The sequence below is a fragment of the Thermosynechococcus sp. HN-54 genome, assembly GCF_023650955.1.
Lineage (GTDB): Bacteria > Cyanobacteriota > Cyanobacteriia > Thermosynechococcales > Thermosynechococcaceae > Thermosynechococcus.
In genome coordinates, this window is sequence record NZ_CP098039.1 from 2,092,173 (window position 1) to 2,114,560 (window position 22,388).

Below are 22,388 nucleotides of genomic sequence, written 5' to 3' on the forward strand. Positions count from 1 at the left end.
CTAGCTGAGTGAGAGAAGTCCCATTGCTTGCAGTTCTTGGGTGAGGCGCTGGGCTTCCGCAGGATTTTGATCTTGCCATAGGTTAATGGCCTGACGCAGTTTGTCAAGGGCAGGTCTGACTTGTCCTAAACGCAGCAGCAGTGCCCCCTGATTTTGATAGGCCAAGGCACAGGTGGGATCCAAGGCTTGCAGGCGATCGTAGGTGGCAAGGGCATCCCCCCAGCGTTTCAATTGCTTTTGAGCCTCCGCCAGCCGCAGATAGGTTGCAATGTGCATTACTTCAGGGGTAGGGGTTCTGAGGGCAGTTTCATAGGCTTGGATTGCCGCTTGCCACTGGCCGCGTTCAGCGTAAAGATTGCCCTGTTGATAGTAGAGTTCATAGGCAACGGCGGGGGGAAGTGTTGTAACCTTTAATCCCTGCTCCAGACAGTGCTGAGCCTGATCTAGGGCGCCAGCAGCCAAATACACACCGGCCAATTTACTCCACAGGTAGGCATCCTGCGGGTGCTGCTCAAGGTGGCGGCGCATGATCCGCTCGGCTCGTGCCTGTTTCTGTTGCCGCTGGGCACCAAGATAGCCACTATGGACAATGGCGACACCGTTAACATGACCAATTTGCCAATGGGGTTGCCGCTGTTGCAGGGCGAGAACGCTGTCATCAATTGTTTCGTGGTAGGGACGCTGAAAACACAGGTCGGGATGGCAACGAAAGAGACGCGAGACATAGGTGTAGGGGGGCACAACGCCCAATTCCTGCCGCAGCAATGTCACCACTAGCCAATTGGGCTGCTGGCAAACCTCAGGCAGTACAGCGGCAAATGATGGTGTGAGCGTTTCATCCGCATCGAGAACCAGTACCCACTCGGTGGTGACATACTTCAGGGCAATGTTGCGAGCGGCAGCAAAATCCTCTTCCCAAGGAACTTCATAAACCTGTGCTCCCCAATCGCGGGCGATCGCCACCGTTTCATCCTGTGACCCTGTATCCACAATCACCGCCTCATCCACAACGCCGGCAACACTGGCCAGACATTGGGGTAAGCGTGCCGCCTCATCCCGCACAATCATGCAGAGGGTGATGGCCATAGGAACTAGGCAAAGTCACCAATCAGCTTCACTTCGGGGTGCAGCCACACCGACCAGCGATCCGCTACGGCGGTTTGCACATGGCGAATCAAGCGATAGACCTCCATGGCTGTTGCGCCGCCACAGTTGAGAATAAAGTTGGCATGTTTTTGGGAAACTTGGGCGCGGCCCATCTGGTAGCCCTTCAAGCCCGTTTGCTCAATTAACCAACCCGCTGTTCGCTCTTGGGGATTGCGAAAGACACTGCCACAGTTGGGGAAATCGTAGGGCTGTGTCCGCAGGCGATCGCTCAAGTGTTTTTGGGTGTCGGCTTTTACTTGGGCCGGATCATGGCCGGGTTCCAACTGCCATGTGGCTTGCAGAACCAATCGCTGGGTGTCCTGAAGATTCGATGTACGGTAGCCATAGCCCAACTCCCGTGCCGACACCACTGCCAGCGTGCCATCGGGTTCCAAGATCACAGCTGACACAAGCCGATCCGCTGTACAGCCCCCATGGGCACCCGCATTCATCACCACTGCTCCCCCCACGGTACCGGGAATGCCGACAATCCACTCCAAACCGCGCCAGCCCAGTTTTGCCGCATAATGAGCCAGCTTCGGCAAGGGATACCCCGCACCCACCGTGAGTTGTCCCGTCTCAAGATCACTCGTGAGGTAACGCAGGTGCTTTGTGGAGATCACGAGTCCCGAAACGCCCTGATCACTCACCAGCAGATTCGATCCTGCCCCCAACACCGTAATCGGCAGTTCCTCCTCCTGTGCCCAAGTGTAGGCGGCTTGCAATTCAGCAACCGTATGTGGTTCCACAAACCATTCACCACAGCCACCCACATTGAGGGTGGTAAACTGCGCAAGAGAGACTTGATGTTGTAGGGGGCACTGGGTTTGGGGCAAGCAGGTCAAGGTCATAGGGCGATCGCCTCAGTGAGGGAAGCAACGCTCAACTGTTTTTGATCCGCCATTACTGACGGAATGAGTTGGTTCAGGTTTCCAGCCCCAAGGAAAATCACTAAATCACCGGGTTGCAGGACATGGGCCAAATGCTTTTGCACCGCCTCAAGGGTAGGACAGTAATCCACCACAGGATGATACTGGCGGGCACAGGTGGCGACATCGGCACCGCTAATCGTGCCGGGATTAGGCTCCCCTGCACTATAGATATCCGTCAAGATCACATGATCCGCCGCGGCAAAGCACTGGCCAAAGGCCTCTAAAAATGCTTGGGTGCGACTATAGCGATGGGGTTGAAAGACAGCCACCACCCGTTGCCAAGGGGCTTGCATTCCCACTTGTAGGCGGGCTGCCTCTAAAGTAACCATAATTTCACTGGGATGGTGGGCATAGTCATCAATAAAGCGAATGCCATTCACCTGTCCGCGTTCTTCAAAGCGGCGGCGGGCACCCCGAAACTCCAACAGGGCAGCGGCAATGGTGGCAAAATCAATGCCAAGGTGACGTCCGACAGCAATCACTGCCAGAGCATTTTGCAGATTGTGGGCACCCAAGACACTGAGTTGCAGAATGCCAAGGGATGTGCCCCGCTCCCAAACCCGTGCCGTGGTGCCCTCAGAGGTGTATTGAATATGATCCACGCAGTAGTCCACATCGGCTTGGCGTTGCAGGCTATAGGTCAACAGGCGCCGGTGATGCAGGCGATCGCGGATATTCGGGCAATCGGCACAAGCAATAACAATGTCTGCCTGATCGGCAAACTGCTGAAACGTGGCTACCACCTCTTCAAGAGAATTGTAGTGATCGGGGTGGTCGAGTTCGATATTGGTAATGATGCCAATGTACGGATGGAATTTGCGCAGGGAGCCATCGGACTCATCAGCTTCGGCCACTAGGTAGCCACTCTTACCCACACGGGCGTTGCCCTGCCACGCTGCCACCTCACCTCCCACAATAATGGTTGGATCTAGCCCTGCCTGCAACAGGAGATAGGCAATCATGCTGCTGGTGGTGGTTTTACCGTGGGTACCGGCAACGGCAATGCTTTGGCTACGGTGCATCAGTGCCGCCAGCACATCGGAACGGTGAAAAATGGGACAGCCTAACCGTTGAGCCGCTTGATATTCGGGGTTATCGCTGCGAATGGCGGTGGAGCAGATGACTTGAGGCAGAGAGGTAAAGGGATACGTTTCAAGGTTGGCGGCACTCTGGCCAATAAAGATCTGCACGCCTAACTCAGCCAGTTGCTCCGTCAAACGGTTGGGGTGCAAATCTGACCCAGACACCCTAAAGCCCTGCTTGGCCAGAATATAGGCAAGGGCTGACATACCAATACCACCAATGCCAATGAAGTGGAATGGACGCTCATTAAACTCCATCACTGGCTGATTTGCCACAAACAACTCCTTCACGCCACCAGAAAGAAATACTTGAATCAATAATTAATATCAATGAGTATCAATAGACTAATATCAATAGGCATAAATCCTTAGGCTCATCATAGCAGGTCACCTTCAATCTCCATGGGCTAATACTGGCAGATCCAAGGCAAATATGTCACGCTGATCCAAAAATTTTTTGCAAACAGTTTATTTAGGGCGACAGCACCTTCCTTGGTTGGGAGCAGGACTTCGACAAAGAATAAACTCTGGCAGAGACAAATCCAGTGCGGTGTAAGGTATAAGGTTGATACCGTCTTGTCGGTGTGCCGTTATCTTGCTGAGGACTGGGAATGCTGACGAACTTGCTGGCTTGGAGTATGGCGATCGCCAGTTTAGGCTTGTATCTATTGGGGTTCTTCCTGCCGGAACTGTACCGTAGGTTTGATCTGATAGCCAGTGGCGCGGGATTATTCTTTGCCCTAACTCTGTGGATCTATGGCGATCGCATTGGCGGTGGATTGCTCCTAGGAACAGCCGCCGCCGTTGTTTTAATTCTCTGGTTTGGCTGGCAGAGCCTCAGCTATCGCTGGCAACTCACCTATCCGGGCGATCGCACCGATACCCAAAAAGCCCAAGCCCTCTGGCAAAAAGTCCAGTCTCTGCTCCCCGAAGGCACCTTTGCGAAGATGGGTGAGCAACTCCAAGGCCTCATCAGTCGCCTGCGCGATCGCCTTCAGAAACAGCCGGATCGCCCCCCGCTTCCCGTGGATACCCCACCACCGCCGATGGATACTGGCGATATCAAAGAGGATCTGTGGACAGGGGAAACAAGCACCCCCAGTACCGTTGCCGAACAACCCACCCCAGCCACTGAGGCAGCCGCCGCAGTTCCAGAAGAATCGGCTGCACCTGAACCAACGCCAGTCGCAGAAACAACGGCCAGCCCAACCGCGGAGACTCCTACAGACACACCGGCTGATCACGAAGGGGTTGCCGAAATTCCTGCCCCAGAAGCGCCTAGTGTTGAAATGCCGCAGTCGCCAACTGCTAGCACCCCAGAGGAGCCAGAACCAGCAACGGTTACTGCTTCAGAAGAACCTGTGGCCAGCTCGGTAGAACCAGCCCTCCCTGAGACCGCAGTTGAGGCTCCAGAACCCACAGTCCCCCCCGAAGCAGTAGAAGCACCGCCTCCCGTCTCTGAATCTACTTCCGATGCTGAACCCACAGAAACGATGCCACCAGCTCCAGAATCGCCTACCTCTGCCGCCGATCTCCTAGGGGATATTCCCGAAAGTAGTGATGTTGAGGATGAGGCAACGTCAGAGGGGATAACCATCGAAAACCCAGAACATACTCCCCCTGAGGATGATGACTGGCCACCCCGTGAAGCTCGTCTGTAATAAAGTCATGGATTCCTGACTTTTTGCGTTTTTATTTTCTCTGAGCAGAATCTTAATAGAACCTTAATTTTCCCCTAACTTTCCCCAAAAATTCCCCAATTTCACCAAAGTTTTCCACAGATCAAGGGGAAGTTTTCCACAGGCCTTGACGTTGTTATCGGCCTTCGGAACTTTTCTGGGGATAACTCCCTGTTGAGGGGTTGGGGAAAACCTAAGGGGCACTGAAAGTCTGGAAATGCTCATTCTGTCGTGGATTGCGATCGCCAAGATGGGCAAAAACAAGGATTGACAGACCCTAGGACAACCCAGACAATGGAGTTCCACGGATAGAGATTCACTTGCTCTGAAACCTTGTGAATGTAGGGCTAAATCCCGCTCCAAGTCAGGGGTTTGGGGATTTGGTCAGAACTTTTATGGGAGTTTTCCACAGGTTTACCCAGGGCGAGTTGATTGCGCCTGCAATTTTGTCTTGGTTTTATTGAGGTAACTCACGGTATGAACGCTCAAGCCACGATTAGTATTCTTGCCGAGATTCCAGAGGAGCTACACGAAACCCTGAAATACTACCTCGAGCGGCATCCCGATTGGGATCAGGATCGCGTTTTTGTGGCCGCACTCTCGCTCTTTTTGCTGCAAAATGGAGAATGCGATCGCCGCACGGCACGGGTCTATCTCGACTCGTTGTTTAAGCGATCCTAAGCGTTTTGGAGGGGAGCAGCACGGGTGAGTGAGGTAGATGTCGCAATTGTGGGCGGTGGCCTGAGTGGCCTGAGTGTTGCTTGGCGGTTGCAGCAGACTGCCCCCCAGTACAGTGTGGTTCTCCTAGAGGCCAGCGATCGCCTTGGGGGTAATATCACCACAGAAGCAGCCGAAGGCTTCGTCTGGGAACTGGGACCCAATAGCTTTGCACCGACCCCTGCTCTGTTACAACTCATTGCTGAAGTGGGCTTGCAGTCGGAGCTGATTCGGGGCGATCGCCACCTACCGCGCTACATCTACTGGCGGGGGCAACTCTACCCCCTAGAACCCACCCGTCCCCTCGCCCTGGCCACCTCAAATCTCCTCAGTCCTTGGGGAAAAGTGCGAGCAGCCCTTGGCGCCTTGGGGTTTGTGCCCCCCTATCTGGGCAGTGGCGATGAGTCAGTCAGTTCATTTTTCGGCCGCCATTTGGGTCAAGAGGTGGCTGAGCGCCTAGTGGCGCCCTTTGTCTCTGGAGTCTATGCAGGTGATCCCCAACAACTGAGTGCTGCCGCCGCTTTTCGCCGCATTGCCCAACTAGAAAAACTTGGAGGAAGTCTCATTGCTGGTGCCCTGCGCCTTCGGCGTCAACAACCCCCTAAACCGAAGCCGCCTACCAGTGTGCAGATGCAATCGGGGGAACTCGGCTCCTTTAAGGAAGGGTTGGCAGCCCTACCGCGGGCGATCGCCCAACACCTGAAGGCACCCCTGCACCTACAAACCCCTGTTCAAGCAATCACTCCAGAACCCAATGGTGGCTACTTGCTGCGCAGTGGTGAGCAAACGTGGCACGCCCGCAGTGTGGTCTTGGCAACACCCGCCTATCAAACCGCAGAGTTGGTGGCGCCTTTTCAGCCGGCGATCGCCCGTGTTTTAGCTACCATCCCCTATCCCACCGTAGCCTGTGTCGTTTTGGCCTATCCCGCCGGACTTGGGCGCAGTGTCCGCCCCGGCTTTGGGGTACTCATCCCTCGCGGTCAGGGTATCCGCACCCTTGGTACGATTTGGTCTTCTTGCCTATTCCCCCAACGCACCCCCGCTGGTTGGCAGGTCTTTACGAGTTTTATCGGCGGTGCCACAGATCCTGATTTGGCAAGCCTCAGCGAAGAAGCCATTGTCCAGCAGGTGCAGCAGGACTTGACCCGCCTCCTTGATTTACCTCCAGCCAAGGCACGTTTACTCGGCATGAAGGTTTGGCGACGGGCGATTCCCCAATACATGGTGGGCTACCCTGAGCAGTGGCAGCAGGTGACCCATGCCCTCAGTCAAACCCCCGGCCTTTTCCTCTGTAGTAACTATGCTGAGGGTGTCGCCTTGGGCGATCGCGTCGATCATGGCAATAGAACGGCTGCTGCTGTTGCTGCCTACCTTTCAGGAGGCCAGCCCTAGGGATGTTGCTGTCGGACTATATGAATGCGGCTCTTGAGCGGGCTACCTATCACTTCAATGCAGAGGATGGCCTGATCTATGGTGAAATTACAGACCTTGAGGGGGTCAAGGCCCATGGCAAGACAGTGCTTGAATGCCGCGAGCATCTCTCCGAACTCTTGGAAGATTGGATCTATTTCCATGTCTCGCGGGGCATCCCTGTACCAGTGATTAACGGCATTGAAGTTCCCGTACGCGAGATTTTTTGAGTCTTATCCTCTTTGGATACCCCTTATCTATAGAAAAGGGCTGTATTCTCAATAGGCCAGCGATCGCTCTCCTGTAACATAAACGAGCAAACATAGCCTAAGATTATCGGTAAGGTTAACGAAGCGATACATCCGCTCTACTAAGGAGGACATAACCCTATGGCACTCGTACCCATGCGCTTGCTGCTGGATCACGCAGCCGAAAATGGTTACGGCATTCCCGCCTTCAACGTCAACAACATGGAGCAAATCCAAGCCATCATGCAGGCGGCCCATGAAACCGACAGTCCCGTGATTTTGCAAGCATCGCGGGGTGCCCGTAAATATGCTGGGGAAAACTTCCTGCGTCACCTGATTTTGGCTGCGGTGGAAACCTACCCCCACATCCCCATTGTTATGCACCAAGACCATGGTAACGAGCCTGCCACCTGCTACTCCGCCATTCGCAACGGTTTTACCAGTGTGATGATGGATGGCTCCCTCGAAGCCGACGCCAAAACCCCCGCTAGCTATGAGTACAATGTGGCCGTCACCAGCGAAGTGGTAAAAGTCGCGCACTCCATTGGTGTTTCTGTGGAAGGCGAGCTGGGCTGCCTTGGCTCCTTGGAAACTGGTAAAGGGGAAGCCGAAGATGGCCACGGGTTTGAGGGTGCCCTCGATCACTCGATGCTGCTCACCGACCCCGATCAAGCCGTGGATTTTGTGGAGCGCACCCAAGTGGATGCCCTTGCAGTGGCCATTGGCACCAGCCACGGTGCCTACAAATTTAGCCGCAAACCCACCGGTGAAATCCTCGCCATCAGCCGCGTGGAAGAAATCCACCGCCGTTTGCCCAACACCCACTTGGTGATGCACGGTTCTAGCTCCGTGCCCCAAGACTTGATTGACATCATTAACCAGTACGGTGGCACCATTCCTGAAACCTACGGCGTGCCTGTGGAAGAAATCCAAAAAGGCATCAAGAGTGGTGTGCGCAAAGTCAACATTGACACCGACAACCGCCTAGCCATTACCGCTGCGGTGCGTGAAGCCCTCGCCTTGGCACCCAAGGAATTTGACCCCCGTCACTTCCTCAAGCCGTCCATTAAATACATGCAAAAAGTCTGTGCCGATCGCTATCAGCAATTTGGTACCGCCGGCAACGCCAGCAAAATCAAGCAACTCAGCCTCGATGACTATGCCGCCAAATATGCCAAAGGTGAACTGAAACAAGTAACTCAGAAAACCGTGGTGGTCTAGGCACTCTGCGATCGCTGAGCAACGATAAGTAACGTGATAGAGGGTGGCTACGGTCACCCTTTATTTATCTCCTTGCTTGTATTCCTCCTTAACTATCGAGGAACCTATGTCTACCAGCAGACCTGCTCGACCCACCCTTCAGTTTGTAGATGAGTATTGCGAACTGTACAGAGACTTGTTTTCAGACGTGCGCAGCTTTGAAGCCTTCACGTACCTGCATTTGGGCATGATTAGTGACATTAAACGCAAGTCCTTACCTGCCATTGCAAAAGCGGTGGGTTTAGAGAATCAACCACCTAGCCAACACTCGTCTTAGGAATGGTGACCCAACAATCTGATTGAAAGTCTGGACTGAGCCGAAAGCGCTGGAACATCCCTTTGGTTGTGTGGCGATCGATCCAGATGGGCAGGCTAATCAGACCGCGATTGTCTTTAATGAGCCAGCGAATGGTGCCGTCAGTTTCACGATAGGGGCATACCCCATTAACCAGTGCCCACGACTCCCCTAGGCTGAGGCCACCAAAGCGGGCAATTTGCTGAGGTGTATTGAAGGCGATCGCCAGCCGATCAACTAGCTTCAGGGGGGCATTTTCCTCACTCGAATCAACCTTGACCACCAGTTGCACATCGGTGAGCAGTTCATGGTGATTCGGCTTGGAGAATTTACTCGTGGGATAGGTGCCGAGGCGATTCTTGCTGAACTTGTGATGCCGCTGTTTACGCAAAATGCGAGAAATGGGTGGGTCAGCACCGATGATGCCAATAGCTAGTTTGACCCCCCGATGTTGATCTAAATTCTCTTCACCGATCAGGGAAAGGAGCATGCCATAGATCGTGGAGGGGGGGGGATAGCGGTAGGTCTCCTTAAAGTCGCGGGCAAAGCTGCGGGGAAAACTGGTACAGGGACAATCAATGTAAAGTTGCATTAGGCGGGCACCTCAAGCTTGAGTTGTTGCGTTAATTGTGCTTTGGCGTGGGCGATCGCGTCCTTGACCCCGCGATGAACCTGAACCCCTAACGCCTCTAACTGGTGACCATAGGGGGTATCGGCAATCTCACCGCCAACAATCAGCTCCTCGGCTTTCACATCTCCCACTTCAACCAGTCGCATTAGCCGCGGGCAGCCCACCGATTCCCCAATACGCTTAAACACGTCCATAATCCAAGGGCTGGGATCATCGGTTATCCGAATCACAATGGACTCTGGACGAAAGTCGTACAAAAAGCGGGCATGATTGCCACCGACATGACGCACCGCACCAATGGCATCGAGGGCAAGGAGGGCACGCTCTGGTTTCTTCAAACTCTCTGGTGTGAGGGCGATCGTATATTGGTAGGCAGTGCAGTGCACCTCTGTACTGTGGATCGAGGTTTTCCCCTTTTCCCCCCCTTTCGAGCCAAAGGTAATATCCCCCCAATAGGGATCGAGACTCATGGCACGACTCACTTCTAGGGCACCTCGCCGTTTTGTAGTGGCATCCTCGTTATCTTTTCCTTTTTTGGCATCCATATAGCCAAATAGGTCATCATCAATGTATTTTTCAGCGCTGAATTGCTCATCCTTGAAGCTATACCTGTCAGTCTCAGGGTTAAATGTGCGATTCACCTCTTTTTCGTAATGATTTTGAAAATACTCCCGCAATCCCCAACGGATCGCTTCTGCACTGACAGTTGTGTATTGATCGTTGCCACGGGTGATTTTTTGCAATGTTGAGAGAGTACTGCCATCCCCTTCCCCGCGGTTGTTGGCTGCGATAGCAGTGGTCGTTACAATCGTTGCAAAAAGATGCTTTGTCATTTCATTACTCCTGAATGAGAGACAGAAACTATTCATCGGCAAAGGAAAACATTTCCTCTTCGGTGGCATCCCCTTCATCCCTTGATTCCAAGGGGACATCAACACCATTCAGAGCGTCTCCTTTCTTACTGCTGTAGGTGGCGATCGCCAGCAAGACCAAATCCCTTGCCCGTCGCCAGTTTTCCTCACGATGAATCCAGTGAACAATTTGCGGGCCTTTATCGCGAGCGGCTTTGCTACGAAACTGGCTGAGGAAATCCACCAAGGCAGTGGCAAATTCCTGTTGCGTACTCGGACGTTGGAATCGATAGATAACCTTATCGGTCACTTGTCTATAGTCTGGATCGCGACCTTGCTTCTTAGCTTGCTGAATCTGCCCGTACAGGTATTTACTAAAAGCACCTTGTACCACCTCAAAGAGCACCTGTTCATCGGTATTCAAGTATTCGGTCATTTTTACCAACCCTTGACGTTCATAGAGCTTATTACGTTTGTAAAACTCAAAGAAACCTGCATACCAAGGTTGACCTCCAATTAAATTGTCACAAATCCAAGGCAGTGCTTTAGAAACAGCTAACCAAGTTTCACCATTCTCCTTTTGTCGCACATGAGCAGGAAAAACTTGGCGTGCGACTTCATACAACTTGAGGACTTCATCGGTAACCTCTACACGGTACACTGCCTGTTTCAAATAAGCCTGCTGCGCATCCCAGACTTGCTTGCCTAACTGATAAACCTCACAGTAGTGCACACCAAACTGCTGCGCTTCTTCGACCACCTTTTCCTGCAACAGAAAATGCAACGCAGATTCACCGGCGCCACTGCTACGAAAGTCTCGATACGTGCACCCGGACATCGCGCGACGGCGCTTGACCCAGTGCTTTAGATTTTGAACTTCAGGAATCACCAGTGCTGAGCGGGCAGAGAGTTTGCCACCAACGGTTTGGGGAGGAAGTTGGTAGTAGCCACAGGCAAGGGGTAAAAAGAGCAATGCCAGAAACCCTTGGGGCGACTCTTGATAAGGACCATTGACAAAGCATTCCACCAGTCCGGGCAGATGATTTCCCTTTAGGGGAATTTCTTTCTTGAAGGCTCCCTTACTGTTAAAGGCCTCCTTGATGTCGCTGGTGTAATAACAGCTCTCTAGGGGCTTCACCTCAATCTGGATCTCTGGTTGATCCGGCTCAATTAAGAACGTGCGAGTGATAGAAGTGTTGCTGAGTTTGCGCTGTGTATTGTGCTGAAGGAATGTGGTGAGTACCCCCTGCGTAAAGGTATATTGCCCCTGTTCATCAAGCTTGAGGGCAGGAACCTCTAGATAGCCTTGGTGATTAATCTGATAGGTCTGCTTTAGCAGCCATGTTACGACCTTTTGATCGGTTTCCTCCCACTCCAATTCAACCGCCTCATCGGTGACCTTCCAAGTTAAGGGAGCCTGCTCACGTTGGCTGTCCAACTCGGATAGGGCTAGGGCTAGCCCCGCAATCCCTGCTCGATGGGGCAACAAAAAGTTTGGATCAAAGATTGACAGGGTAAATTGGCGCATAATTTTGCTGAATGATCTTGACAACTGTCCAGTAATCCGTGCCTCTCTTTTAGCAATCAAAATCAACGATGACTTCACTGCCTTCGAACTGGCAGATGTATGGCAGTTTCCCGGTATTCTTAGCACGGTTGAGTACGCTACCAGAAATCCCCAGCCTTTTAGCAACTACTGGAGTGGGGAAGGAAGCTGGCTCTAATGTGTAGCGGGGTAGTGGTGAATGATTCATGTGGTTGCATTTAGATACTACAATTCCAGTATAGCTTTCCTAGAGGTTAGCTGCAACCATTTGAAGAGCTGCTCTTAAAATTACCAGCCTATCCAGAATCTAGTCCTAGAAGGCTGGCAGAAAACGCCTCAAGGCAATCGGTGGTTGTAGAAGACCGCCTAACCAGCAGTTCAGAGCTTAGCGGCAACGTGCCCAACGCATGAAGCATCTGTGGTAAGCACGTATCCATCATACCGCTTTCTTTTCCTTAGATTCCATAAGCACCTAACTCTTGGCAATAGCCCCATTGATTGCTAGGGGCAATGAGATAACCGCTCTTATGGCGCTGCCAACCTTTGATGTTTTTGGTAGGGAGGGGAAGGGTGTATCGGGGCAACTCACTCGACTTAAGTGGGGCAATTTTTTCTAGGTCCTGTTCGAGGAGAGCAGTTACGGTATAGCCTGCTTTGCGTAGAGGAGCAGAGTACGTTTTCCATTGGCCATCTAGCCAGACACAGTGATCTTTGGGGGTGGGTTGGGTATTACACTGTTCTAGCCAAGTGGCTAGTTGCGCTTGGGTAACCTCTTGACCGACAAAGTTTCGCACCAATGCCCATCCCGCCTCTAGCTCATCTGCACTGTAGGGAAAACCTGTCTTTTCGTCAGGGTAAAAGAGGGCATCAAGGGCGTGGCCGCAGTACTGACGATTGAGGCGCCCCAAGCGCTGGATTAGCCCTGCGGGGTCAGCAATCTGAGTTACTAGGAGTGTTGCCGACAAGTCCAGCGACATTTCTGCCACTTGCGTGGTGATGGCTAGGAGGGGTTGATCCTGTTTGAAGGCCTCTACCACTTCGCGGTGATGGTGCACGCGATCGCCATAACGAAAGCGACTGTGATACAACAAAGGTTGAAGTCCGCAGGTTTTGGCTTGCTGATAGGTCGCGATCGCTGTATCCACCTGATTGCAAACCCACAGAACTCTACCGCCTTGGTCTAGTTCCTGCTTAACGCGATTCCAATCCGGCTGTGCAAGTTCATGGAAACGATAGCGGCGCAAGGTTTCTAGCTCCTGAGGACCTTGGATAATAGCAATTTCCTCTCCCACTGCCTGCTGAATCGCCTGCACCTGCGCCGGTAAAAATGAGGCGGACATCAGCAAAATTGGCGCTTTAACAACCTTCAGAAACCGCAGCAGCGCCCCAAACAACGCTTCGTCATAGCAGTGAACTTCATCAAAGACGAAAGCAGCATTGGCAAGAGCTGGAAAGCAATATAGGGGACGTCGATGACATTGCAGGAGTCCCAAAACGGTATCCACAGTGCAAACATTGACCTTGGCCCCCCACGCCTTGAAGGCTTCTAATTTCTGAGCGGTCTCATTAACGGCTCCATCACCATTGTCTTCCTCCTCCCCTGTGCAAGCTAACTCTAAATCAATATCCGAGCGAGAGTGCAACAGCTCTGACTCTACTTGGTTGTGAACATAGCCCAGAAAGCCCTCAGTGCTAGTGCCTGTTGTTGGATAACAAAAGAACAACTTCCGTCCAATGCCATGGCATTGTGCCCAGCAGTAGGCACCAAGGGTTTTACCCGTACCGCAACCGGCACGTGCTAGGGTTACTCGCTTGGACTTATCCTTCAGTTCAATTTGAAATGGATGCAGTGGCTGCTGACCCCGCCGTGCATCAATCACTTTTTGCAGATCAGCCTTAACCAAGGTCTGTTCTTTTAGTGCTTTTTGGATCCACTGCTGGAGGTTGGTTGCAACCTGTGCTGACGCCGAGCCAATGGCATCTGCTGCCACAAGCAGTGCTTTCACAACAGCAACAAACACAGTGTCTGGCTTCCACTCAATAAAAGCGTTTAAGACCGCTTCACGTTTCTCCTTAATCGTTTTAATCTCCCATTCTGGCGAGAATGGGAAGGCAGGAATTGTCCGAGGTAGTCCTAGGGTTCTCACCCCATAGCGAATTAGCTTGTGGAAGTAACGATGATGGACATACCAGTACAGGTAAGGATCTCCACTGCCCTCGCGGATGTCCCCCAGTTCACTGGTGTCACGCCCCTGCTTACCGCCTAATTTGAGGTGATGTCCTCCTGCTGCGGCGATCGCAGTCATCAAGTCAGCATTGGGGCATTGGCCAAGCCAGTCTCGGAACTCCCACGCCAGCAAGACAGACCCCACTTCATGACGAATCAGTTGTGGATATTGCAAGGGGTTACGTTGAGGCTGCACAGATCGCTTTGAACCCCTGAGGGGGTACCTTACCACACCTTGAAATTGGTGATTGGCCTTACCCCAATCATGCAAATAAGCAGCCAGTTGGGCAGTCGCCCGCAGAGTTTTTTGTTTTTGGATGTCATCCCCCAATCCGAACTGACGGAGGAGAGTTGTTCCCAGTGTCTCTACTAAAGTTGTAATTGATTGTACAACCGCAGCTGTATGACCAACCAAATGATCAGTTCCTCTCCAGTTAGCGCTGCTTGGGAGGGAAGATTTTGCCAAAAGAATATCGGGTTCTAGTTTTGGTCGAGAACAACTAGGCGGCATCCAGTTCCTCCTTGACTGGGTAAAACCAGCCGCAGCCAAAATGTTGTCGTCCTCCCAATCCATGCCATTGTAGCTTCAGCGAGTCCTCGGCATTGAGGTTCTCAACAACCACGCTGTAGCCTACGACTTTTTTGCCCTTCACTTGAATCGTGCGCCGTGCTAAATTACCATCGGGATCAGACGGAATAAAGGCTCTTCCCTGAATCCCCAGATAGGTGAGGCTTTTTTGGCAAGACTCTAGGAAATAGCGAGGAACGTCTTGGTGATCAATTGCCTCTAGTTTGAAGGTGACCAACCGAGCAGCGAGGGTTCGTGACGGTTCTGGCAATGTAATGCGCGGCTGCACAAGGCGAATAAGATGCCCCTGAATATCCAACACTTGGTTCTGAAAAAAGCGGTACCACGTCCGCACTTGATTGATAGGACAGCGAAGGCGAAAGCGCGAAGCACGATTTAGATAAATCATTCCCTCGCCGTTGGGAACTCCAGCAATACTGCTAAGGTGAAGGTCACTCGGTATATCCGAAGGTAGATCTGACCCTCCTGATTGTTGCAACTGTTTTTTAATGGCAGAGTACAATGCATAGCCATGATCTGCTGGCAGCGTTCTTCCACGCAAGCTGTAATGAATTTCAAGAAAGTGACACTGATCGGCCATTGTCGAATTCCGAAGAACTTTACTTTATTGACTAAACTTGAGCTTCCTCATTACTTACAGTTGCTCGCCAAGGGCAATTCTTATGTAGCAGGTCGTTCATTTTTTAAGATTCATCTGGTTTCAATAGTTATCATACCCAACCCATTACAGTCATAATTTAAAAATAATATTAGTCTATTTCTAGAGCCTATGTTAAGCAACCAAGGTAGCAAAAAAACTTTCTTGGTTAAAATTCTTATTAATTCTTAAAAAAAGACAATTTTAAGGATTTTAAGGATTCAATGTGCTCAACGCCTTACGGCATCAGTGGTAGAGGCACAAACTGGCAAGGCGAAGGTAGTTTTTCCGCAGGAGACGTGCTCAACGCCTTACGGCATCAGTGGTAGAGGCACTTCTCCACAAAACTTGGCAGCGAACCTGGTAGTTTGTGCTCAACGCCTTACGGCATCAGTGGTAGAGGCACGAAACTTACTAAAATCGAGACTACCGCGACAAATGTGCTCAACGCCTTACGGCATCAGTGGTAGAGGCACGGGGTGACTTCGATTCTGGCCGTCCCAAAATTCTGCTTGTGCTCAACGCCTTACGGCATCAGTGGTAGAGGCACGTTAAGGAGTGGCGACAGGAACTGCGTGCTCACCGTGCTCAACGCCTTACGGCATCAGTGGTAGAGGCACAGCGGCACCCTAGAAATGCCTCTATAACTAGGTTAGCACAGTCACTTTTCAAGCACCTCAGGCACTTCGTTTTTTTGTGACTGTAAAATTTTTAGCCTCGGCCAGTATTCAGTTGTCAATCCCGCTCTGGGAAATAGGTTCAGAGATTTTCAAGCACCTCTAAATCTAACAAAAACTCTCAAATTGAGTCAAGAGGCTGTATTTGAATATCAGCCGTGTCGGAGAATATTTGAATCCAGAGGTGCTTGCACGCTAAAAGATTTTGAAATTCTGCTCTGACATTGGCCATGTTCCGGCTCGGTTGCAAGCGCATACCCGCTCCACACATTGGCTACACAATCCGACGATTAGGAGGCTATCTTCCTGCATGAGGATTTTTTCGAGCTGCCAGCGCAGCTTTTCCCGCTCCCGTGGCGTGAGACGACAGCGAAAAATTGAGAACTGCAATCGTTCACCGTAACCCTCTAACTGCTTATAAACCTGTCGCCATCGCTTGGGGTCGCGGATGTCGTAGCAGATGAGGTACCAATTTTTCGATTCACCCATAGGTCAACGCAAAATGAGTTTACCAAACAGCCCTGCCTCCCCACACCATTCCTTTTCAAGCAAACGCACTTCCAGCTCCAAGAGTCGCCGATAGGTGAGCGAGTAGTTGGTCACTGGGTGCTTCCACGTTTCACCTTTGCGGGCTTCATAGAGTTCAATGAACTTACGCCGACCATAGTCACTGAGCCATACGTGATCTCGGCGTACCTCAAAGCACTCGTCAAGGTTCCACTGCATGCGGTTAATCGAACCAATCACCACCATATCCACAAGGGGGACGCGGAAAATTTCCATCAAGTCCAACGCAAGGGGCGGTGCTTGGGTACGGGGCTGATGATAGAAGCCAAAGGCTGGTTCAAGACCAACCGTGAGAATGGCATTCATTACGTCCTTGAGGAGCATGCCATAGCCAAAACTCAGCAGCGCATTAAAGGGATCCTTTGGCGGACGGCGATTGCGACCGTTGAAGCGCAACTCCTTCGGGACTTGATCCCCCAGAAGATAGGGCAATCCCGAAAAATAAAGGGCAGCGAGGTTGCCTTCAATGCCGCGTAGAGCCTCTAGAGAACTGGCGTAGGAGATGGTACTGAGGAGCCGCTCCATTTGCGTGGTGATGTCTTGCAACGCAGGTAGATCGTCTTGGCGATTCCGCTGTCCTCGTAGCAGCAGGCGGCGCTGACTCTGTCCGCGACAATTCACCAGTAACTGGGCAAGACGTAAACACTGGTCTGGGTTCGTCAACGCTTGATACTGACGAATGCGCCGCTGAATACTGCCTTTGCGGTTGTCAATGCTGCCAATATAGCGTCCACCGCTACTGATGAAGTGAATGCCGACCTCCCGATGGGCACATAAATGAATCGCAGGTGTGGTAATTTGGGCAAATTTGTGGATCACCACTTGCCCCACCTGCTGGATAGGTAACTTTTGCTCTGGTTCATCTTGAATTGCAATCCTGAGCTGCTCGCCGGCTCGCTTGATTACCGCTTCGCCAACAGTGACGTGAATAATCTCCCGTTCATCATCCCGCGGAAATAACCGCAGGGGCGAATGCTGAGGATCGTGAGCTAATCGCCCTTCCTCTGGGAGGCATACGGGTGCTAAGGAACAGTTGAGACAGAGCTTTTCATTGCTGCATATAGGGGGGCGCTCCAAAGAGGCTCGCAGTTGACGCGCTTGCTCAATCGTGTCCCGCACTAGTTGGCGGCCTGCGTCATCAACAGGCACACGCACAGTAACGTTGTCACGGTGATAGTGAATGCGACCTTCGGGGATAGTGACGCCGAGAACAGTTTCCAGTAAACAGGCATAGGCAAGAATTTGCACCTTGTCGCTATACCATGCTTGGGGTTGCTGCTGGCGATCGCGATAAGAACGGCCGATTTTGTGCTCATAGGGAATCAAATGCCCCTCCAGGGTGCGCAATGCATCGACTCGTCCCCGTAAACCCAGAGCTACGCTTTCAAGATTGAATTCCTGCCAATCTTCCCGTTCTAGTTTTTGTAGCTCAGCGTGGAGCCGCCGCCCCGCAAAGACGGATTCATTTTGGGTATACAGCTCCTCAACTTCTTCGAGATAAAATAGCCGCCGACAGTAGGCAAAAGCACGCAGAGAGCTAACGCGCAGTGTTTCCGTTTCAGCGCAGGCAACAGTCTGTTCCATATCAAACCTTTCAGTGAAAAGGACTCACTGGTTTATCCATTGGCCTGAGTGGGAGAATGCAAGAGAAAAGTGGGGCAGAATTTCTTCTCCTGAAAGAGTTGCTGGCAGAGACACGCTCTCTGGTGTGTGCTGGGGGCAGTAAATTTCTGCAATGTGCTGCTGGGGGACAATCAACCAGCCAAGGCGGCAGCCATGGTCTATGTACTCCTGCATTTTTGCCCTTAGGTGAGACAATTCGTCATTAGGAGATGCCAGTTCAATGATAAAGTCAGGGCAAAGAGGCACAAACCCTTGACGCTCCTCAGGTGATAATCTCTGCCAACGTTCCTTGGCAATCCATGCGACATCGGGTGAACGAATGGCACCATTGGGTAGGCGGAATTCGGTAGAGGAGTCAAAGACTTCACCCAGTTGAGTTTGGCGATTCCAAAGACTGATGTCAGCCGTGAGGGCGGCATTGTAGCGACCGGTTTCGCCACCCGTAGGGGGCATAGCAATCAATTCTCCCGAAGCAGTTAATTCAAACCGTAGATTGGGATTAGCTTTGATAATTTCTGCGAATTGCTCTTCAGTGAACCGGATGGTTTTGGGGAGATACACTGGGAGAGCACTGTTCATGGCTGTTGTCACGCTCTACATGCTGGCCGCATGCTAGAAGTCTAACGATTTTTCCACCACTCAAAACTGCGTTTCCAGTCTCGCGATCGCGGCGGCAATTCCTGCAACGAGGCTGCCACATGGTTAAAGACTTGCTCCACCACGGGTAAGGGCACTTGATCTTCCGCTTCAAAGAGAATGGCCAGCCGTTGCCCCCCCTGGAGATGCATCAAATATAACTCTTGGTGAATCGGTCGGGGGGTCGGATAATAAAACACCTCACCGCGTACTCGCCGTCCCAAAATGCGTCGCTCAATCTGTCCGGGGGCTGCTGAGAGGGGGCCACCCACTTGGGTAAACCGCAGCCAACTGCGCAACTCTTGATCCGAAAGACCCCCTAGGACTTCACTTGTTTTAGGGAGGCTAATCAGGCTGACCATTAGCTCGTGCTCCCCTGGTACGGCATTGGCAGGATAGACGACGGCAACGCCATTCTCGCCAAAGGAGGTGGGCGCTGAAAATTGCAGGGGCGTTTCAAAGGATAACCCCAGCAGTTGATAGCGTTGGGGGGCAGGGGCAACCGCCTGAATTGTCGGCTCGCTTGCCCGACTCATGAGCAGGGGAAATGCTCCCAAGAGGGTCAGACTGCAACCAAGGCTCAGCAGCAAACGCATAAATGCCTCACACTAGGGGGATGACTGGTATTGTTGACGGTAGGCAATGTATAGACCTTCTAGAAACTCTTCGGCACTCAAGGAAGGCCAGTGGGGGGGATAGTTTGGTAGCAACAGGGGTTCCAATTGTTGGCGTAGCTCTTGAGCGGCTTGATAACGACCGACCGGACTCAGGCGATCGCGACTATTGAGGTAATTGCGTACGAGGAGATAGTGTTCGGGGGTTATCTGTTCCCAGTGGGCGAGCGATCGCAACTCCTGCACCCAACTCATCTGGGGTTCCTGAACTGTGGCAGTTTTAGGTGCAAACCGTGTTGCCTGCTCATCTTGAATCACAAGGGTACCTGCCACCATATCTCCCAAGCGTTTTTCTGATCGGGATAACGTTATTAAGAGGGCACCTATACCAAAAAAAGCAAAATCAATGGATTGCAGCAAACTGCGCAGCGTGGCTTCCTTGAGACCAATGGGACGGCCATTATCTTGGACAACGCGAATCTCGCCATAGCGCTTGCCGGGGGTTTGCCCCTGCCAGTAGGTTTCAAAGAAAATGTAATAGCCGTTGTAGAGGGCAAACATCACCAACAGGTAAATGCCCAAACTCCAAGCTTCAATACTTTGGCCACTGGCAGGCAGCACCTCGATCAGCCACGGATAAAGTGCATAGAAGTAGATGTAACCCGCGACTAGGGAAAAGAGCACAAGCGCGGTGTAGAGAATGACTTGATCAATTAGCCAAGCAAGGACACGGCTGCCAATTCCCGCTAGGGCAAAGTCCAACTCGATACTTTCTGGTGTACGCAGGCTGACCCGCCGCAACCAACGCAAGGGATTGACCGCTTCAGGGCGCACTTGAAACGCTGCTCCCTCGTTGCGTACCCGCAGATCCCAGTAGAGAACCGCTTTGATCCCTTGCCATAGGGGGAGGAGGAGAACTGCGACAAAGAGGCCAGCCACGGGAATAATCATGACGCTGTTAATAATACTCCCAAGGATATTCGCGGGAATCGTTGCTAGGGAAGCAACAAAGAACACGGTTAGGGTATGCCATGCCTGTCCTTGGGTGAGTTGCCAACTGCGCTGTACAGCTTTGACAGGAGTACATTCCGGTTCAAGGGCTAAGACCACATCAACGAGGGATAGCCGTGCCGTGAAGTAGGTAATCACCAACAGGGCAAGCAACAGGAGCAACAGGACGCCAAGAACAAAGGTTAAAAACAAAAGAGTGCTCGCGGGTTCAGTGGGGGTATTCTGCTGCACCAGTTGCACTAAAGGCCATCCCACCAAGTAGATGAGGTAACCGATCGCTCCCAAGACCACATAAACCAAAAGCAAAATGACACCGACCAGCAGAGTGGCCAGCAAGTAATTGAGCATTTTGGGAAAAATGAGGCTGCGGGCTGCCGATTCTGATTCTTCAAGGGCAGTGAGGACGATGTAGATGCGGCGAGAAAGCAGGGCGCCACTGGCCATCAGCCGTGTCCAACCAAAGAGATACAAGGGCAAGGCGACTAAGAGGCCAATTCCCGTCAACCAGAGAAAGGGCAGAGTATCATTGACTGCACCGGCGAGGAACCCACCGATGATCAAGGTCACGCCCACGCTGAGCACGGCGGCAATCGTCAGCAGAAAAAACCATGCGTGGGCAAAAAGGCTCAAGAGAAAGTAGCGATCGCCCTGACGACGGTATAGCTCTAAGGCAATCGTGACCACGTTACCGCTAGAGAGAGAATGGGGAAGCCGTCCTCGCCGTTGAAAAGGCAACATTCGCGACACCAAACCGATGGAGGATCGAAATAATCCTAGCGTTCTCGCTGATTTTTCCCCCTGCGACTTTTGTAAGATTTGTTAACATTAGAACAATCCAGTTATTCTTTTTCTTTTACTCGTTTCTTTCTATCGAGTGATCTATGGCTGAGGTGTGGGCATTGACCCCTCTGGCCAGCTTAGGTATTGGTTGCGTTTTGGCCAGTTCAAGGAGCAGGTATGGCACTGTACGCAGAACTACATCGGCATTTGGGTGGCTCAGTTGTACCGCGTATTCTTTGGCGGTATTTTCAGCGGAACGATCGCTCCCTTGCGGAGCGCTTTCCCAACTATCAGGAGTTTGAAACGTTCTATACTCGCCCCCGTCAATCCCTCGAAGAATACCTCGAACTCCACACATTAGTGGAGAGTGTGCAAACACCGCAAACGCTGCCCTATTTCATTTTTCGTTTGATTCGCGGCGCCTATATTTTTGAAAACTTGGCCTACTTGGAGTTGCGTTATACGCCTTACTTGCGCACCGATCCGCAGCGCTCCGAGAGCGATCGCATTGAGCAGATGGCCGAGATTGTTAAAACGGTGGGTCTGGCTTGCCAAGTACCAGAGTACCCAATTATCACCAGCCAAATTCTCTGTATGCACACGCGACTGCCCTATGCGGTGAACCGTGCCATTGTTGATCTGGCGGCGAGTTTTCCCCAGTTTGTCTGTGGCATTGATTTAGCCGGGGGCGATAGCGTCTATGGCGATCGCATGCAGGAATTTGTCGAACTCTATGCTTATGCCCGCGATCGCGGCCTGAAAACCACGGGTCACCTCTACGAAACGGTCAATGGCTGCTATCCTGAACTGCTGCCCTACCTGCAACGCATTGGCCATGGCATTCAAATTCCGCTGCGGTATCCAGAGTTGCTGCAGGAAGTCGCCGCTGCCGGTCAATGCCTTGAAGTCTGCCCCACCACCTATTTTCAAACGGGCACCCTCGAGAGCTACGAGCAATTGCGGCTAATCTTTGAACGCTGTTTTGAAGCGGGGGTAGATGTGGCCATCTGTACGGATAATGCGGGACTGCACAATGTGCGGCTACCCTTCGAGTATGAAAACCTACTCACCCATGACATTCTTAACTTCAAGGAGTTGCAGGCCTGTCAGGAAGCAGCTTTTCGCCATGCCTTTGCTTGGCCCCATGCGCAACCGCCGACCCTCCTCCTGAGTAACCTGCTTCAGGGCAATTCCCCCCAAACTGCACTTGCAGGCTGCGCAATCCAGTAA

Annotated in this window: 19 protein-coding genes, 1 pseudogene and 1 CRISPR repeat array; of the genes and pseudogenes, 7 read left to right on the forward strand and 13 right to left on the reverse strand. The window is 52.1% G+C overall.

All coding sequences use genetic code 11. The annotated features are described in order from the left end of the window. From NBE99_RS10065 to murC, 3 genes are read right to left on the reverse strand one after another with little or no spacing between them, the layout of a single operon-like run. Positions 1-1,086 (reverse strand): glycosyltransferase, encoded by a 1,086-nt coding sequence (locus tag NBE99_RS10065; RefSeq protein ID WP_250681951.1) that lies wholly within the window; start codon positions 1,084-1,086, stop codon positions 1-3. 5 nt (positions 1,087-1,091) lie between these two features. Further along, positions 1,092-1,997, reverse strand: coding sequence for a UDP-N-acetylmuramate dehydrogenase (gene murB / locus NBE99_RS10070; protein ID WP_250681952.1), 906 nt, complete (start codon positions 1,995-1,997; stop codon positions 1,092-1,094). Next, positions 1,994-3,418, reverse strand: coding sequence for a UDP-N-acetylmuramate--L-alanine ligase (gene murC / locus NBE99_RS10075; protein WP_315897334.1), 1,425 nt, complete (start codon positions 3,416-3,418; stop codon positions 1,994-1,996). The genes murB and murC overlap by 4 nt, the downstream gene beginning before the upstream one ends. A 353-nt stretch (positions 3,419-3,771) precedes the next feature. Here murC and NBE99_RS10080 point away from each other — a divergent pair, with 353 nt between their 5' ends. From NBE99_RS10080 to NBE99_RS10105, 6 genes and pseudogenes are all read left to right on the forward strand, one after another. Beyond that, entirely contained in the window at positions 3,772-4,821 is a 1,050-nt protein-coding gene (locus NBE99_RS10080) for a Ycf66 family protein (protein ID WP_250681953.1), read from the forward strand. A gap of 495 nt (positions 4,822-5,316) precedes the next feature. Then, complete coding sequence (locus NBE99_RS10085; RefSeq protein ID WP_011056228.1) at positions 5,317-5,520, forward strand: DUF2811 domain-containing protein; 204 nt, start codon at positions 5,317-5,319, stop codon at positions 5,518-5,520. Positions 5,521-5,544: 24 nt separating this feature from the next. After that, complete coding sequence (gene hemG / locus NBE99_RS10090) at positions 5,545-6,948, forward strand: protoporphyrinogen oxidase (RefSeq protein ID WP_250681954.1); 1,404 nt, start codon at positions 5,545-5,547, stop codon at positions 6,946-6,948. A 2-nt stretch (positions 6,949-6,950) separates the two neighbouring features. Beyond that, the gene (locus NBE99_RS10095) at positions 6,951-7,196 is read left to right on the forward strand and encodes a type II toxin-antitoxin system HicB family antitoxin (RefSeq protein WP_250681955.1); all 246 of its coding nucleotides are present in this window, start codon (positions 6,951-6,953) and stop codon (positions 7,194-7,196) included. A 159-nt stretch (positions 7,197-7,355) separates the two neighbouring features. Then, positions 7,356-8,435, forward strand: a complete 1,080-nt coding sequence (fba, locus tag NBE99_RS10100; protein WP_149820867.1) for a class II fructose-bisphosphate aldolase — start codon at positions 7,356-7,358, stop codon at positions 8,433-8,435. Positions 8,436-8,541: 106 nt separating this feature from the next. Beyond that, a pseudogene (locus NBE99_RS10105) lies at positions 8,542-8,742 on the forward strand (IS701 family transposase); the annotation flags it as partial. Here NBE99_RS10105 and cas5 read toward each other — a convergent pair. The 10 genes from cas5 to NBE99_RS10155 all read right to left on the reverse strand — a co-directional run bounded on the left by cas5 (position 8,732) and on the right by NBE99_RS10155 (position 21,116). Continuing rightward, positions 8,732-9,361 (reverse strand): CRISPR-associated protein Cas5, encoded by a 630-nt coding sequence (gene cas5, locus NBE99_RS10110; RefSeq protein WP_250681956.1) that lies wholly within the window; start codon positions 9,359-9,361, stop codon positions 8,732-8,734. The pseudogene NBE99_RS10105 and the gene cas5 overlap by 11 nt on opposite strands. Then, on the reverse strand, positions 9,361-10,233 hold the full coding sequence (gene cas7i / locus NBE99_RS10115; RefSeq protein ID WP_250681957.1) for a type I-B CRISPR-associated protein Cas7/Cst2/DevR: 873 nt from the start codon (positions 10,231-10,233) through the stop codon (positions 9,361-9,363). Before cas7i ends, cas5 begins: the two co-directional genes overlap by 1 nt. Positions 10,234-10,261: 28 nt before the next feature. Then, the gene (gene cas8a1 / locus NBE99_RS10120; protein ID WP_250681958.1) at positions 10,262-11,779 is read right to left on the reverse strand and encodes a type I-MYXAN CRISPR-associated Cas8a1/Cmx1; all 1,518 of its coding nucleotides are present in this window, start codon (positions 11,777-11,779) and stop codon (positions 10,262-10,264) included. Between the two features lie 473 nt (positions 11,780-12,252). Further along, the gene (gene cas3, locus NBE99_RS10125) at positions 12,253-14,598 is read right to left on the reverse strand and encodes a CRISPR-associated helicase Cas3' (protein WP_399370469.1); all 2,346 of its coding nucleotides are present in this window, start codon (positions 14,596-14,598) and stop codon (positions 12,253-12,255) included. Then, on the reverse strand, positions 14,525-15,193 hold the full coding sequence (gene cas6, locus NBE99_RS10130; RefSeq protein WP_250681960.1) for a type I-MYXAN CRISPR-associated protein Cas6/Cmx6: 669 nt from the start codon (positions 15,191-15,193) through the stop codon (positions 14,525-14,527). The genes cas3 and cas6 overlap by 74 nt, the downstream gene beginning before the upstream one ends. Before the next feature lie 283 nt (positions 15,194-15,476). Beyond that, a CRISPR array of direct repeats spans positions 15,477-15,870; the repeat unit is 36 nt; unit sequence GTGCTCAACGCCTTACGGCATCAGTGGTAGAGGCAC. Between the two features lie 252 nt (positions 15,871-16,122). Beyond that, the gene (gene cas2 / locus NBE99_RS10135; protein ID WP_250681961.1) at positions 16,123-16,416 is read right to left on the reverse strand and encodes a CRISPR-associated endonuclease Cas2; all 294 of its coding nucleotides are present in this window, start codon (positions 16,414-16,416) and stop codon (positions 16,123-16,125) included. A gap of 3 nt (positions 16,417-16,419) precedes the next feature. Next, the gene (locus tag NBE99_RS10140; protein ID WP_250681962.1) at positions 16,420-18,078 is read right to left on the reverse strand and encodes a type I-MYXAN CRISPR-associated endonuclease Cas4/Cas1; all 1,659 of its coding nucleotides are present in this window, start codon (positions 18,076-18,078) and stop codon (positions 16,420-16,422) included. Positions 18,079-18,102: 24 nt separating this feature from the next. After that, entirely contained in the window at positions 18,103-18,696 is a 594-nt protein-coding gene (locus NBE99_RS10145; RefSeq protein ID WP_250681963.1) for a Uma2 family endonuclease, read from the reverse strand. Between the two features lie 41 nt (positions 18,697-18,737). After that, entirely contained in the window at positions 18,738-19,349 is a 612-nt protein-coding gene (locus tag NBE99_RS10150) for a hypothetical protein (protein WP_250681964.1), read from the reverse strand. 12 nt (positions 19,350-19,361) lie between these two features. Beyond that, positions 19,362-21,116, reverse strand: coding sequence for an RDD family protein (locus tag NBE99_RS10155; protein WP_250681965.1), 1,755 nt, complete (start codon positions 21,114-21,116; stop codon positions 19,362-19,364). 219 nt (positions 21,117-21,335) lie between these two features. Between NBE99_RS10155 and NBE99_RS10160 the strand changes: the two genes are divergently transcribed. Next, positions 21,336-22,388, forward strand: coding sequence for an adenosine deaminase (locus tag NBE99_RS10160; protein ID WP_250681966.1), 1,053 nt, complete (start codon positions 21,336-21,338; stop codon positions 22,386-22,388).

Coding starts and splice junctions, on each gene's coding strand:
- cas6 (WP_250681960.1), bottom strand. CDS start 15,193: ATGGCCGATCAGTGTCACTTTCTTGAAATTCATTACAGCTTGCGTGGA.
- NBE99_RS10080 (WP_250681953.1), top strand. CDS start 3,772: ATGCTGACGAACTTGCTGGCTTGGAGTATGGCGATCGCCAGTTTAGGC.
- NBE99_RS10150 (WP_250681964.1), bottom strand. CDS start 19,349: ATGCGTTTGCTGCTGAGCCTTGGTTGCAGTCTGACCCTCTTGGGAGCA.
- NBE99_RS10155 (WP_250681965.1), bottom strand. CDS start 21,116: ATGTTGCCTTTTCAACGGCGAGGACGGCTTCCCCATTCTCTCTCTAGC.
- NBE99_RS10095 (WP_250681955.1), top strand. CDS start 6,951: ATGTTGCTGTCGGACTATATGAATGCGGCTCTTGAGCGGGCTACCTAT.
- murB (WP_250681952.1), bottom strand. CDS start 1,997: ATGACCTTGACCTGCTTGCCCCAAACCCAGTGCCCCCTACAACATCAA.
- NBE99_RS10065 (WP_250681951.1), bottom strand. CDS start 1,086: ATGGCCATCACCCTCTGCATGATTGTGCGGGATGAGGCGGCACGCTTA.
- cas2 (WP_250681961.1), bottom strand. CDS start 16,416: ATGGGTGAATCGAAAAATTGGTACCTCATCTGCTACGACATCCGCGAC.
- cas5 (WP_250681956.1), bottom strand. CDS start 9,361: ATGCAACTTTACATTGATTGTCCCTGTACCAGTTTTCCCCGCAGCTTT.
- NBE99_RS10085 (WP_011056228.1), top strand. CDS start 5,317: ATGAACGCTCAAGCCACGATTAGTATTCTTGCCGAGATTCCAGAGGAG.
- cas8a1 (WP_250681958.1), bottom strand. CDS start 11,779: ATGCGCCAATTTACCCTGTCAATCTTTGATCCAAACTTTTTGTTGCCC.
- murC (WP_315897334.1), bottom strand. CDS start 3,418: ATGGAGTTTAATGAGCGTCCATTCCACTTCATTGGCATTGGTGGTATT.
- cas3 (WP_399370469.1), bottom strand. CDS start 14,598: ATGGATTGGGAGGACGACAACATTTTGGCTGCGGCTGGTTTTACCCAG.
- NBE99_RS10160 (WP_250681966.1), top strand. CDS start 21,336: ATGGCACTGTACGCAGAACTACATCGGCATTTGGGTGGCTCAGTTGTA.
- cas7i (WP_250681957.1), bottom strand. CDS start 10,233: ATGACAAAGCATCTTTTTGCAACGATTGTAACGACCACTGCTATCGCA.
- fba (WP_149820867.1), top strand. CDS start 7,356: ATGGCACTCGTACCCATGCGCTTGCTGCTGGATCACGCAGCCGAAAAT.
- NBE99_RS10145 (WP_250681963.1), bottom strand. CDS start 18,696: ATGAACAGTGCTCTCCCAGTGTATCTCCCCAAAACCATCCGGTTCACT.
- NBE99_RS10140 (WP_250681962.1), bottom strand. CDS start 18,078: ATGGAACAGACTGTTGCCTGCGCTGAAACGGAAACACTGCGCGTTAGC.